General features: G+C 65.9%; 11 protein-coding genes, 1 tRNA gene and 1 pseudogene. 6 read left to right on the top strand and 7 right to left on the bottom strand.

The genetic code is table 11. From position 1 onward, the window contains the following. Positions 1-99: 99 nt before the first annotated feature. From K1177_RS04660 to K1177_RS04640, 5 genes are all read left to right on the top strand, one after another. Positions 100-176, top strand: a tRNA-Arg gene (locus K1177_RS04660). Between the two features lie 125 nt (positions 177-301). Beyond that, positions 302-976, top strand: a complete 675-nt coding sequence (locus K1177_RS04655; RefSeq protein ID WP_224702153.1) for a MarR family winged helix-turn-helix transcriptional regulator — start codon at positions 302-304, stop codon at positions 974-976. A gap of 7 nt (positions 977-983) precedes the next feature. Beyond that, on the top strand, positions 984-1,697 hold the full coding sequence (locus K1177_RS04650; RefSeq protein ID WP_224702152.1) for a hypothetical protein: 714 nt from the start codon (positions 984-986) through the stop codon (positions 1,695-1,697). 146 nt (positions 1,698-1,843) lie between these two features. Next, the gene (locus K1177_RS04645; RefSeq protein ID WP_224702151.1) at positions 1,844-2,548 is read left to right on the top strand and encodes a glutamine amidotransferase; all 705 of its coding nucleotides are present in this window, start codon (positions 1,844-1,846) and stop codon (positions 2,546-2,548) included. After that, a complete protein-coding gene (locus tag K1177_RS04640) occupies positions 2,545-3,240 on the top strand; it encodes an MOSC domain-containing protein (protein WP_224702150.1) in 696 nt (231 codons plus the stop codon). Before K1177_RS04645 ends, K1177_RS04640 begins: the two co-directional genes overlap by 4 nt. 9 nt (positions 3,241-3,249) lie before the next feature. On the opposite strand, the gene K1177_RS04635 is transcribed toward K1177_RS04640, so the two are convergent. The 5 genes and pseudogenes from K1177_RS04635 to K1177_RS04620 form a co-directional block, all read right to left on the bottom strand. Further along, positions 3,250-5,736, bottom strand: coding sequence for a hypothetical protein (locus K1177_RS04635; RefSeq protein ID WP_224702149.1), 2,487 nt, complete (start codon positions 5,734-5,736; stop codon positions 3,250-3,252). 35 nt (positions 5,737-5,771) lie between these two features. Beyond that, complete coding sequence (locus K1177_RS04630; protein ID WP_224702148.1) at positions 5,772-6,842, bottom strand: LacI family DNA-binding transcriptional regulator; 1,071 nt, start codon at positions 6,840-6,842, stop codon at positions 5,772-5,774. Between the two features lie 42 nt (positions 6,843-6,884). After that, complete coding sequence (locus tag K1177_RS18570; RefSeq protein WP_449508575.1) at positions 6,885-7,241, bottom strand: glycosyl hydrolase-related protein; 357 nt, start codon at positions 7,239-7,241, stop codon at positions 6,885-6,887. Positions 7,242-7,289: 48 nt separating this feature from the next. Then, a pseudogene (locus K1177_RS18565) lies at positions 7,290-9,233 on the bottom strand (alpha-mannosidase); the annotation flags it as partial. Positions 9,234-10,137: 904 nt separating this feature from the next. Further along, positions 10,138-10,614, bottom strand: a complete 477-nt coding sequence (locus K1177_RS04620) for an ArsR/SmtB family transcription factor (RefSeq protein ID WP_224702146.1) — start codon at positions 10,612-10,614, stop codon at positions 10,138-10,140. 198 nt (positions 10,615-10,812) lie between these two features. Here K1177_RS04620 and trhA point away from each other — a divergent pair, with 198 nt between their 5' ends. Further along, positions 10,813-11,499, top strand: a complete 687-nt coding sequence (trhA, locus tag K1177_RS04615) for a PAQR family membrane homeostasis protein TrhA (RefSeq protein ID WP_224702145.1) — start codon at positions 10,813-10,815, stop codon at positions 11,497-11,499. A 13-nt stretch (positions 11,500-11,512) separates the two neighbouring features. Here the strand turns inward: trhA and K1177_RS04610 are convergent, their stop codons facing one another. Both K1177_RS04610 and K1177_RS04605 read right to left on the bottom strand, forming a co-directional pair. Beyond that, positions 11,513-11,995: a DUF192 domain-containing protein gene (locus tag K1177_RS04610; RefSeq protein ID WP_224702144.1), complete on the bottom strand. Its 483-nt coding sequence runs from the start codon at positions 11,993-11,995 to the stop codon at positions 11,513-11,515. A 10-nt stretch (positions 11,996-12,005) separates the two neighbouring features. Continuing rightward, positions 12,006-12,563, bottom strand: coding sequence for a cold-shock protein (locus K1177_RS04605; RefSeq protein ID WP_224702143.1), 558 nt, complete (start codon positions 12,561-12,563; stop codon positions 12,006-12,008). Between the last annotated feature and the right edge of the window lie 216 nt (positions 12,564-12,779).

Raw genomic sequence — 12,779 nt, 5'->3', positions numbered from 1 at the left:
GACCGGCGCGGCCTTGACCGCGCGCCCTGCCCCGCCAATGATCGGCGCAGCGGACTTCCCTTTGCGGCAGAATCCGCTACATGAACCCTGTCTGGTTCAGGTCCCGTAGCTCAGCTGGATAGAGCAGCAGCCTTCTAAGCTGTTGGTCACAGGTTCGAATCCTGTCGGGATCGCCAGACCGCCCACCCCATTCCCACTCACGCCCCAAGGCCGCCCGCGTTCCTGCGCGGATCGAATGCGTCCGGCTTGAATCCATGCAGACTCATCTTGCCTTTTCATAGGACTCCTATATAAAGCCACCATGGACACCATGACCGCCGATACTTCGCTGAGCCTGCGCATCCAGATGGGACTGGAGCGTGTTGCCACAGCCATGCGTGCCGACGACTGGGCCAGCGCCCGTGCTGCTGGGGTCAATCCGGCGCAAATGGCCGTTCTGGCCGCGCTCGAGGGGCGTGGGCGCGGGCTGGCGGTGCGCGAGATCGCCAGCCAGTTGGGCGTGTCGCAACCATCGGCCACCGACTCGATCAACGCCCTGGACCGCAAGGGACTGGTGCTGCGCCAGCGCGATGCGGATGACGCGCGCTCGGTGCGGGTGATGCTCACGCCTGCAGGATCGGACGCCATGGCGGCAGCACAGGCCGCGCGCAGCGTGGGCGGCCAGGCTGTCGGTGCCCTGGCGGTGGATCAACAGCAGGACATGCTGGTCGCCCTCGTCGCCATGATCCGCAAGCTGCAGGACAGCGGCACCATTCCCATTCAACGCATGTGCGTCAGTTGCCGGCATTTCCGGCCCAACGCCCATGCCGATGCGCTCAGGCCGCATCATTGCACTTTCGTCGACGCGGCATTCGGTTCGCAGGACCTGCGCATGGATTGCCACGAACATGAAACCGCCGATCCGGCGACCCGGGCTGCCACCTGGGCCGCGTTCACAGCGGATGGCGGAACCCTCCAGGCTCAAACAGAGAGATAGAACGAGAATGACCAGACATATCCTGCTTTTGGCGGCCCTGCTGTGCAGCGCCTGCCTGCCGGCCTCTGCGCATGAAGCCGGCATCCATGCCGAGCCCAGCGACACCGTGCCCGCGGCCATGGACATCATCGAGACCAGCATCGGCATCGATGGCGACATGGCGGTGTTTTCCACACGCGTTCGCGGCTCCGCCGGTGCCGAAAAGCCCGCAGCCACCGGCAATTTTGCCGGTGCCGGCGTCTATGCCTATGTCTGGCCCACCAGCCTGAACAGCAGCGATGTTGGTTTCGACGCTGACCAGGGCATTGTCGCACTGGCGGTGACCTTCCACCCCGACTTCGACGACGCGGCCAATGGCGGCGCCAATCGCGACGTGTGGCACCCGCACTGGGTGGTGCTGGCCGAGGACGCGGCCTGCAACGGCGGGTTGAAGGTGGTCGACATTGCCGAAGGGACCACGCCCAAGGTGCCGGCAACCTGGCCGAAGGTGCCATTGCTGATCGACAGCCCGGACTATGCCACCGACCTCAGCGGCGACACGGTCAACGTGACCCTGCCGATCGCGCTGGTGGGCGGACTGGTCGATGCGGCCTATGACGGCGTCACCGCTGGCCTGCGGATCAATGCCGACCTGCATGCGCCGCTGCTATGCGTGGACAATGTGTTCAAGGTTGCCTCGGGCGACCTCAGCCTGCCTGGCAAGGTATCGACGGCACAATAAGGCCGATCGAATGGGTGCCGGTTCGTCGACTGCCATCGACGAACCGGCGGTTGCCGCCCCTCCAGGCATGAAGAGACGAAACGCAACAGACTTAGCGTCAATGGCGCGCCCGAGGCAATCAGGGCCTGCCGATGGGAGACACTGGCATGAAAACGGTAACCGCCCTGCGACATGTTCATTTCGAGGACCTGGGAACACTGGCGCCCGTGCTGGAGCGGCGTGGCTATGCCGTGCAATACCGGACCGTCGGCGACGCCGACTTCCTCGATTTCGATCCGCTGGCGCCTGACCTGCTGGTGGTGCTGGGCGGACCGATTGGCGTCTATGAGGAAGGCGCCTACCCCTTCCTGACGCGGGAAAAGGCGCTGATTGCGGCGCGCGTTGCGTCGCATCGTCCGGTGCTGGGCATCTGCCTTGGGGCACAATTGCTGGCTACGGCGCTGGGCGCGAAGGTGTGTCCATCCGGGCTGAAAGAGATCGGCTTTGCGCCTCTCACGCTGACAGCGGACGGTCATGCCGGGCCGCTGCGTCATCTGGACGGACTGCCGGTGCTGCACTGGCATGGCGACACCTATACCCTGCCGGAGGGCGCCGTGCATTTGGCCGCCAGCACTCTGGTTGAACAGCAGGCCTTTGCACTGGGCCGCAACCTTCTGGCGCTGCAGTTTCATGTCGAGGCCGATGCACAGGCCGGCTTCGAGCGCTGGCTGGTGGGCCATGCCAGCGAGCTGGCATCGGCCGGGATCGACGTCACCGCCCTGCGCCAAGACGCTGGCCGGTTCGGCGCGCCGTTGGCAGCAGCAGCGGGCAAAATGCTTGAGGACTGGCTGGACGGGCTGGACATCCAATGACGCCGTTGCGGCTGTCAGGACTGTTGACCGGCGCTGTCAGGCCGCTGGGGGACAAAGGTGTTCCCAGCGGCATCGACAAGCGAGCTGTTGCCGGGCCGGTTGCGCTGGCTGCGTCTGGTCTTGCCGGCGATGCGCAGGGCGACCTGCGGGTGCATGGCGGGCCGGACAAGGCCCTGCACCATTATCCGTTCGACCATTATGCGCCCTGGGCCGAGGAACTGGGCGCCCTGCCCCTGCTTTCCCGATGCGGCGCCTTTGGCGAGAATCTGTCGACGCTGGGTCTGACGGAGGCCGATGCGGCCGTGGGCGACGTGTTTGCGCTGGGCTCGGCGATCATCGAAGTCAGCCAGGGACGTCAGCCCTGCTGGAAGCTCAATGCCCGCTTCGGCGTCGCCGACTTGGCGCGGTGCGTGCAGATTTCGGGGCGGACGGGCTGGTATTACCGCGTGCTCCAGGCGGGGACGGTTGCGCCCGAAAGTGAGTTGCGTCTGGTCGACCGACGGGCGCCGGAGTGGAGCATTCGCCGGATCTGGCAGATCTTCTATCGCGACCCGCTCAATCGCGATGCCCTTGCCGCGCTGGCCGAACTGGCGCCGCTGGCCGAAGGCTGGCGCCGCCATGCGCGGCGGCGGCTGGACACCGGGACAGTGGAAGACTGGAGCCGGCGCCTCACCGGAGACGCTGCCGGCTAGCCAGCGCGGCTACCAGAGCCTGGCCGGAATGGTGGCGACAGCAGGTATGACCGTCGGATTGGGGAAGGTCCAGGCCGCGCCGTCGACGCTTAGGCCATGGTCCCAGTCGAGCGTCAGCGCCGGGGCATCGGGGCGGCGGAGGGTGAGCCTGCGGCCCTCGAGCGTCAGCGTCGTCTCGGCGATGCGGGCGCGGAAACGAGCGAAGGCGGAGGCATCGGGGCAATCGGCGACAATGGTCACCCAACCGGTGCGGAGGCCTGCGACGCGATACTCGCGGCCGGCGCCTGCCCCTGTGGTCATCGCCTCGAGCGGCGCCGTGGCGCCGATGGCGACGACGCCCTGGCCGGCGCGGGCGATGAGCCAGTTGCCCTCGAGGATGCGCTCGTCAATGCCCGAGGTCGACAGATAGGCATGGGTGAAGGCCACGCGGGGCGATGCGCCCAGGTCAAACAGCTGGAGCGCGACATTGTCGTGGGCGCCGACGCGCGGCATCACGCCATTGCCGGCCCAATAGGACGGGCGATTGTGGCCCCAGGGATCGTCCTCGCCTGGATGATTGACCCAGGCGCGGGCGAAGGGATGGGTGGCGAGGCGCACATCGACCAGATGCTGCTGGTGGCCGGTCTGGCCCGGGCGGCCATCGACGCAGGCGGAGAGCTGCACATGGGCGGTCTTGTAGAGTGCCAGCCGCCCCACGCCGGCATGGCCCTGCACATAATGGGCGGTGACGGCGCGGCCGGGCGGCGGGTTGACCAGTTCGGCCAGCGCAGCGGGCGGCTCATAGGCACCGACCAGGAATTGCGGGAAGGCCGCCACGCCGCGATTGAGCCAGCCCTGGCCGAAGGCCACGGCGGCAAAGGGCGCCAGCTCGGTGATGGCACCAGCGGTCAGCTCCAACCCATAAGCGCGGCCCATGCTGCCGGCCGGCACGCCAGCGAGGGTATGGAGCGCGATCATCTCGAAGAGGCGATCGAGCATGGCCTTGGCGCGATCGGCGATGGCCGGTGGCGCTAGTTCGGCCACGGCGAGCAGGCCAATGAAATCAATGGGGTAATAGGCGGCCGAGTTCCATTCGGCGAGACCATCGCGCTCGATGGCGTCGAGCCAGAGGCCCATGCGCTGCTCGCCCAGCTCGGCCTGCTGCCGACCGGTCCGGCCCGAGGCAGTAAACACAGCGTCCGGCAGCAGGAGCCCCGCCAACAATTGCGCGGTGTGGAAGCAGAGCACATGATTCTCGCTCCAGAACCACATCACGTCATTGCCGGGCTCATCGACCCAATAGCGATAGTCCAGCAGCGCGCGCTGAGCGCGGGCCAGGAGATCGGCCGGCAGGCCGTCGGCAAAGCGGTGCAGCGCCCAGAGCAGCGGCACTGCGACGAAATCGGAGCAGTCATGCCGCTCCTCGATGACATGGAGGGTCTTTTCGATGATGCGGCGCAGGCGCGGATCGTCGGCATGGCCGGCAGCCAACAGGGCGAGCGCGGTGCCCATGCGCTCTTCGCCATGCTCGACAATATGGTCGAGCGCCTGGCGCTTGCGGGTGGCGATGTCGGCGCCGAGCTGGCGCGGTTCGACCTGGGGCAGCACGACGCAGTGGATTTCGCGCGTGGTGCGGGCGCCCTGCGCGGAAAAAACCAGGTCGACAATATAGAAGCCGCTGGCGAGGCTCTCGGCGGGGCAGACAAAAAGGCTGTCCTGCTGCGAGGGCAGCGTCAGGTCATAGTGGAGGGGTTCGCCGCCGGCCTGGGAGCCTGGGCGCAGGGTGACGGCGATTTCAACCGGCACGGCAACGCTGGCGTCGAACTGCAGCACCAGGCCCTCCGGCCCCACTCGTTCGCCGAGCGGGCGCACGCTGGCGGCCAATTGGCGAATGGCGGCGCTGTCGCCCTGCGCCTGAGCGCCGGGCAGCGTGGCGGTAATCGGCGCCGGGCTGATCAGGCTGAGCTCGAAAAACCAGGTCGTATCGCGCTCGGCCATTTCCTCGGTCAGCACGACGACATCGCTGCCGCCCTCGCGCAGCGGCAGGGCAATCTCGCGGCGCTGCGGGCTATTGCGCACATAGGGCTCGAACGCCACCTGCAGCGCGCCATCGACCCAGATGTGCACGCCGCCGCAGGTGATCAGGTCAAAGCGGTGGTCGCCCGGCGTGGTGGGCACCAAGGTGGTGCGGCACCAGCGCGACAGTCGCGTCGGCCGATACTGGAAGCGGGTGAATTCGACGCGGCGGCTGGCACCCGGCAGATGCAGGCCCTCGACGGGCCAGTCGGTTTGGAGCGCGGGAACGCGGGTGGACAGCTCGCGCATCAGGGCGATGCGGCAGGGCAGCGTGCCGACATCCACGAAACCGTTGATGAAGTGGTAGTTGACGCGATCCTCGGCCGGCGCGGCCATGCCGGGATAGTCGAAGGCCGAGACCGGCGAGATCGCCCAGGCGGTGACGCTGTCGCCCGGCGCAATGGCAAAGCCCGCATGCGATGGGGAGGCAGGGCTGGGCATGGCGAACTCCGAAAATTGTCAGGCAGTAGGCGGGATCAGGCAATGGTGGGCGGGGCAGGGGCACTGTCGCGCAGCACCAGGTCACAGCCCAGTTCGAGCTTTTGCGTGGCGCGGGGGGCGCCAACGCTGGTCAGGCGCTGTTCGAGCAGGTTGAGCGCCGCGGCGCCGAGCTGTTCGAGCGGCACATTGACGGTGCTGAGGCTGGGCGCGGCAAACTGGCCGGGGGCGATGCCGTCAAAGCCCATCAGCGAGACATCGCCGGGCACATTTAGCCCGCGCGCCGTCAACGCGCGCATCACGCCCAGCGCCAGATTGTCGGCGGCGCAGAAGATGGCGGTGACGCCGTCCAGCCCATTGTGCTGGTCAAGCCAGGCCGTCACGGCCGCTTCGCCCGCCTCGGGCTCCCAGCTCCTGGCATAGCAGAAGCGCGCGTTTTCGGGCGGCAGGCCGTGGTCGGCAAAGGCATCGCAAAAGCCCTCGGCACGGCGGCGGATGGTGGTGCGGCCCTGCCAGGTGACATGCAGGATCTGGCGATGCCCCTGCCCGATCAGCCAATTGGTGGCCAGGCACGCGCCGAACCGATTGCCGGGCGTGACGCTGTCGAGGCGCATGCGGCTGTCTTCGCTGTTGAGCAAAACGGCCGCGATGTCGGCGGCGGCAATGGCGTCGATCAGCTCGGGGCGGTCGATATTGAGCAGCAGCAGGCCATCGGCCTGGCTGGTGGCCAAGGCGTCTAGCAAGCCATTGGCATCGCCGGCGGCGTCGATGGCATGGGGCACCAGCCGGATGCCGCGCGCCTCGCAGGCGCTGCCCAGCGCCTTGAGGATCGTCCAGGAAACCAGGTTCAGGCTCGTCTGCGCCAGCGTATCGGGCGGCATTGCGACGACAACGGCCTGCAGCGCGCCGATGGCGCCCATGGCCTGGCGCCGCGCCAGATAACCCAGGCGCCGGGCGACATCGAGCACCCGTGCCCGCACGGCCGACGAAATGGGCGCCGTGCCGTTGAGCACATGCGAGACTGTGGAAATGGCCACGCCCGCCTCGCGCGAGACATCCTTGATGCCCACCTTGGGCGGCTTGGCGCGCTCGATCACCGACCCGGCCATGGCGCGCCTATCGCAAGCCGAAGGTCTGGCACAGCGCGGCCATCATGCCCGCGCCAGCCGAATGGTCTTGACCTCGAAGGGGCCGAAAGCCAGCGCCACGCGACCCGCGTCGATGGCGAGGGCCACGCCGTCACGCTCGAGCAGATCGACAGCCTCAGCCACCGCATAGCCGTCGGGCAGCGTGATGCTGGCCGGGGTGCGCTGGCCGCGGGCTTCCCAGAGGCGGAGAATGATGCCGTCATCGTCCTCGGCCAGCTTGAGCGCTTCGAGCACGATGCCATCGCCATCGACTGCCAGCAGCGGCGTATCAACCCCGCCCGCGCCCGGCAGCGCCAGCAGCGGCAGGTTGAAGTCCTCGGCGGCGGCGGTGACGGCCGCCGTGTCGCCATCATGCAGCATGATGGCATAGCGGATGCGGTGCGCGCCCTGGTCGGACTCCGGCCAAGGATAGGTGGGCGAGCGCAACAGCGTCAGCCGCACCGTGGAACCCTTGGCGTCATAGCCATATTTGCAGTCATTGAGCAGGGCGACGCCGAAATCGGGTTCGGAGACGTCGACCCAGCGCTGCATGGAGCATTCGTAGCGTGCTTCGTCCCAGCTCGTGTTGACATGGGTGGCGCGCTGCACATGGCCGAACTGGATTTCGGCGCGTACGGCGCTGGCGTTGACCGCGATGGGGAAACCGGCCTTGAGCAGGGTATTGTGCTCGTGCCAGTCGATGAAGCTCTCGATCTCGAGCTGGCGCGCGTCGGCTTCGAGCGAAACGATCTGCACGATGGTCGAGCTTTCATAACGGTATTCAAAGCGGATGGCGGCGCGCAGCGGGCCGGTCTCGACAACGCGGGCGGAGACGAGCTCGTCGATGTCCCAGGACTGGTCTTCGAAAGAGCGGTCGATATCCCATGCGTCGAACTGGGCCGGACGATCGCGATGGGCGCGCAGATGATTGCCGAGCTGGCCGGGGCGCAGCACTTCGCGGTCATGCTTGCGATCGTGCAGCGAAACGATGCGGCCGAGATCATCGAAGCGGGCGATCAGGTGATCGTTTTCGATGGTGTTGGCCGAGACCTTTAGGGTGCTCACCGGCGCCAGCGGCGTCAGGGCCGCCGTGGCCAGACCGGCAACCGGGGCCTGACGGATCACCGAACGCGTGCTGCCGTCGGCATGCTCGATGGTCTGGCTGCCCGCCATGTCGCTGGCGACCAGGCCGGAACGGGTTCGATTGGTGACGTTGAATGCCGCCACAGCCCCACTGCCAAGGCCCGCCGCCAGTTCGGCGCGCAGCGCGTCGGCGCTAGCAAAGAAGCGGGCATAGTCGCGGTCGCTGTCGTCAAACACCGCGCCGATGGACGAGCCGGGCAGGATATCGTGGAACTGGTTGAGCATGACGATCTGCCAGAGCTCCCACAGTGCAGCGCGGGGATAGGCCGTGCCGCTGCGCAGATGGGCGGCAACCGCCAGGGCCTCGATCTCGCGCAGCGTGCGCTCGGCCTTGCGGTTGTTGGCCTTGTTCTTGGCCACCGAGGTCAGCGTGCCGCGGTGGAATTCGAGATAGAGCTCGCCCACCCAGGTGGGGAAGCGCTCGGGATGGGCATTCATCTTGGCCAGGAGGCGCTCGAAGAAGGGGCGCATCGGCTCGTGGCTGACCTTGGGACAGCCGGGAATGCCGCGTTCCATGCGGCGGATATTCTCCAGCATTTCGCGGGTCGGGCCGCCGCCGCCGTCGCCATGGCCATAGACCAGGAACAGCTCGTCATTGACCGGCTGCTGCCCATAGCGGTTCCAGGTGCCCATCACATGGGTGGGTTTCAGATCGGGGCAATAAGTGGTGCCGATGCTGGGCGACTTATAGGGCTGGGTGGTGAGGAAATAGGCCGCCGTGGTGGTGCCGTCGATGCCCTGCCAGCGGAAGGTCTCGTAGGGCATGCGGTTGGTGTCGTTCCAGCTCAGCTTGTGCGTCACGAAGGTGTCGAGCCCGGAGCGCTCCATCAGCTGCGGCAGGGCAGCCGAATAGCCGAAGGTATCGGGCAGCCAAAGCATGCGCGGGCGCACGCCATAGGTTTTTTCGTGGTAGCGCACGCCATGGAGGATGTGGCGGACCAGGGATTCGCCATTGGACACATTGACGTCGGGCTCGAGCCAGAGCGCGCCTTCGATCTCGAACTGGCCGGACTTGACGCGCTCCCCCACCCGCTCGAACAGTTCGGGATAGTCCTGATCGAGATAATCGAGCAGCACGCACTGGTTATACATGAAGCGGTAGTCGGGATATTCGTCCATCAGCGCCAGCGCCGTGGCCATGGACCGCGCCATCTTCTGGCGGGTTTCGCGCACGCGCCACAGCCAGGCGACGTCGATATGGGTGTGGCCGGTGGCGACAATGGTGGGCATCGCGTCGGCATCGGCCATGGCATAGATGGCGTCGGCATGCTGCTCGGCCGCTTTCAGGCTGGCATGAAAGCGCTGGAGATTGCCGGGGCGCAGATCGAGCACGGCCAGGGCCGCATCGACATGGCGGATGATGGCATGGGCGCGGGCATCATCCTCAGGCAGAAGACGCGCCACTTCGCGCGGCACGCTGAGGTCGTAGTAAACCTTCTCGGCCAGGGCATCATGGGTCCAGAGGTGAATGCCGAAGCCGAGCTGGCGACGATCCTCGATGGTGCCGGCCTCGACCATGATGTCGAAGCGCTCACCGGCGCGGGCCTTGTCGGTCAGGCGAATGGTCCGGTGATTGGCGTCCGAGCCCTGGGTGATGCGGCCATTGACGCGCACGAGGCATTGCGGATCGGAGCGGCCCATGACCTTGCCGAAGGCCGCCTCGATGTAGAGGTGCACCGGTGCGCCATCGAGTTCGGGTGGAATGACGACCGAACCAGCAAACCAGTAGTAGCCATCGGGCTCGCCCCAGATCAGGTCGCGATCCACCATCGTCCAATTGCCGGTGTCTTCCTTGAGCACGGCGGCGCGTTCGTCATGGCCGGCGGCGCGGTAGCGCAGCGGCACGGCGATACCGGCGGGCACGAAGATGCGCTCGGACAGGGCCTTGAGCATGGTGTCGATCGATTGAGACTTGGCGGTCCGCGTCACGGCTATGTCCTATGGCAATGAAAATGTTTTCGTTGCGAGAAGATTCGTCCTGTATTTCTCGCGTTTCTCGGACGAAAAGCAATGAAAATAGTGGCGACGAATTTTCACGTTTCGACGTGCGGAAACGTCCCGAGGCACCCGGGCGCAGACGCGATGTTATGCTGTGGGGCTAGCGTGCAGCCCGTCTTTCAGACGCGTTCGCTGGCTAGAAATCAAAGCCCATTTGCGAGACGGGAGCAGGCTCGCTGGTCCGGGGCTGGACGGCCGGCTTGGCGGCGGGCGCCTCTGGCTTTGCCCTGGCCGCCGGCCGGGGCCGCGGCGCCGTGACCGGCGCGATGACGATGGGTTCGGGTACGGGCACCACAATCGGCTCGGGTGCGGAGGCGACGGCCTCGGCGACAAGCGAGGGGGCCGTCCTGGCAGGCGGCAGTATCTCGGTCAGCCAGCGCTGCACCGGGGCCAGACGGTTGGCGTGCAGGGCATAGCGGTTCTCGCGGCCGATCTTTTTCTCGCTGATCAGCCCGGCCTGCTTGAGCACGCGCAAATGGCGCGAAATCGCCGGGCGGCTGATCTTGAAGGCCGCCGCCAGCACATGCACCGGCTGCGGGCCGTCATGCAGGATTTCGATCAACCGGCAACGGGTGGGGTCGGCCAGGGCAACGAGGATCTTGATGGGCGGCATGACGGTTCCAGAGCTGATAGTGCTGACTAGGTAACGACAGGGTTACTCGTCAAGTGCGCGCCCGGGTATAGAACGGATTGTTCACCAGAACTGTTGGTCAAGGCTTCAGGATATTCGCAAATCCCGGTGATTCCAGCAAAAGCCGCAACATTTCGGCCACTTCAGCATGCGAGGGTAGCGTCATTGGGGATGCACGACATGCAAGAGACGCCGACAGCAACATATTCATGGTGGAGCCGCGAACAGCGGCCCTACACCCGCGCCGAACTTCTGGTGGATGGCATTGTCCATGTGCTGGGTCTGGTGGTTGCCATCGCGGCCGGCTCCATCCTCCTGGCCTTCGCCATCATCAAGACGGCGCCCGAGGCGGCCCCTGCCCTGGCCGTCTATGTCGCCAGCCTGGTGGCCGTATTGGGCGTGTCGCTGGCCTATAACCTCTGGCCCGTTTCGCCGGTCAAGAAGATGCTGGCCCGATTCGACCAGGCGGCCATTTTCCTGTTTATCGCCGGCTCCTATACGCCCTTCCTCGCCGTCATCGGCGGCACGACAACCGGCGTCCTGATGACCACATTTGTCTGGGGTGCCTCGCTGATCGGCGTCGCGCTCAAGCTGATCGTGCCCGAGCACTTCGGGCGCCTGGCGATCGCGCTCTACCTGGCGATCGGCTGGAGCGGCATCCTGGTGTTCCAGTCGCTGGCGCAGACCCTGCCCCACTCCACGATGATGCTGCTGCTGGCTGGCGGCGTGACCTATTCGCTCGGCATCATTTTCCATCTGTGGGAGAAGCTGAAGTTCCAGAACGCGCTCTGGCATGTCTTTGTGGTGCTGGGCGCCAGCCTGCACCTGTGGGCGGTGCTGGACTGCATGGTGATCAACCGCCTCTAGGCGATTGCCGGCCTCAGTTGAGGGGCTTGCCCACGCGATCATGCTCCATGGTGTCACCCGGCTTGATGCCAAGCTCTTCGGATCGGCCACCCGGGATTTCCAGCACGAACTGCACCGGCACCTGCGAGGGAATGGATGTGGTGTCCTGTGGACGCGCGTTGACATGGATGGTCTTGATGACCCCGTCGGCACCCACAAAGATCATGTCGAGCGGGATGAAGGTGTTCTGCATCCAGAACGAGACCTCGCGCTCCTGCTTGAAGTCGAACAGCATGCCAGCGTCATCGGCCAGATCCTGACGGAACATCAGGCCCTGGGCCCGCGATTCTGGGGTATCGACCACTTCGACATTGAACACGTGATCGCCAGTGGCCGAATGCAGAACCAGGCGTCCTTCGTCGCTGCAAGCCGCCAGCGGCGCCGCAACCAGAAGGACCGCCAACGCAGCGGCAGAACGACGTGCGAGCGGCAGAACGCCCGAGGCGAAGAAGGTCATGTAATCAGTCCTAGTGCGACGACGGTGCGCCACCCCAGTCATCGGGCCGGATTTCGGCAACCATAAGGCCCTTGGGGCCATTGCCGTAGCGCACCAGCACAAACTGGCCCGGACGCAGTTCGGCAATGCCGAAGCGCCGCAGGGTTTCCATATGCACGAAAATGTCGGGCGTTCCCTCGCCGGCCGAGAGGAAGCCAAATCCGCGGATGCGGTTGAACCACTTGACCTCGAGACGGACCATGCCGGAAGTCGGCTCGACCACCACATGGGTGCGCGGCGGCACCTGCGCAGGGTGACGGGCCGTCGATTCGTCCATCGAGACAATGCGGAAGGCCTGAAGGCCACCGGGGCGATTGAGCGCTTCAACGACGATGCGGGCGCCCTCATGGGCCGTCTGGTAGCCGTCGCGCCGCAAGCAGGTCACATGCAGCAGGACATCGGGCATGCCGTTGTCCGGGACGATAAAGCCAAAGCCTTTGCCGGCATCGAACCATTTGATCGCGCCGGAAATCTCGATGGTATCAAGACCGCTATCGACGCCCTGTGCCGGCGCGTCACTGCGATTCATTGGCCCTGTCTGATCCGACAGGTTCGCTGGCTCATCGCCATCGCCACCAAATTTGGCCCCCATAGTCCCCAAAGCCCTTCTCCCTCATCCCGCAGCGACGAGGTACTCCACAATACAATAGGCCTCACTGTGGCCGATTCAATCGCACTTGTTAAGCATGTCTTAGTATTTTGTTCGACGGCCCGGCTGTTGCGGCTGGCCGCCCCCCTTGTTAGG

The organism is Devosia aquimaris (assembly GCF_020169335.1).
In the GTDB taxonomy this organism is placed as follows: domain Bacteria; phylum Pseudomonadota; class Alphaproteobacteria; order Rhizobiales; family Devosiaceae; genus Devosia; species Devosia aquimaris.
Note: the sequence above shows the minus strand (reverse complement) of the source record. Positions and strands in the feature narration are given on the sequence as shown.

Bases quoted from the DNA above. Each gene is read 5' to 3' on its own strand.
- K1177_RS04655 (WP_224702153.1), top strand. From the start codon at position 302: ATGGACACCATGACCGCCGATACTTCGCTGAGCCTGCGCATCCAGATG.
- K1177_RS04650 (WP_224702152.1), top strand. From the start codon at position 984: ATGACCAGACATATCCTGCTTTTGGCGGCCCTGCTGTGCAGCGCCTGC.
- K1177_RS04645 (WP_224702151.1), top strand. From the start codon at position 1,844: ATGAAAACGGTAACCGCCCTGCGACATGTTCATTTCGAGGACCTGGGA.
- K1177_RS04640 (WP_224702150.1), top strand. From the start codon at position 2,545: ATGACGCCGTTGCGGCTGTCAGGACTGTTGACCGGCGCTGTCAGGCCG.
- K1177_RS04635 (WP_224702149.1), bottom strand. From the start codon at position 5,736: ATGCCCAGCCCTGCCTCCCCATCGCATGCGGGCTTTGCCATTGCGCCG.
- K1177_RS04630 (WP_224702148.1), bottom strand. From the start codon at position 6,842: ATGGCCGGGTCGGTGATCGAGCGCGCCAAGCCGCCCAAGGTGGGCATC.
- K1177_RS18570 (WP_449508575.1), bottom strand. From the start codon at position 7,241: ATGCTGCATGATGGCGACACGGCGGCCGTCACCGCCGCCGCCGAGGAC.
- K1177_RS04620 (WP_224702146.1), bottom strand. From the start codon at position 10,614: ATGCCGCCCATCAAGATCCTCGTTGCCCTGGCCGACCCCACCCGTTGC.
- trhA (WP_224702145.1), top strand. From the start codon at position 10,813: ATGCAAGAGACGCCGACAGCAACATATTCATGGTGGAGCCGCGAACAG.
- K1177_RS04610 (WP_224702144.1), bottom strand. From the start codon at position 11,995: ATGACCTTCTTCGCCTCGGGCGTTCTGCCGCTCGCACGTCGTTCTGCC.
- K1177_RS04605 (WP_224702143.1), bottom strand. From the start codon at position 12,563: ATGAATCGCAGTGACGCGCCGGCACAGGGCGTCGATAGCGGTCTTGAT.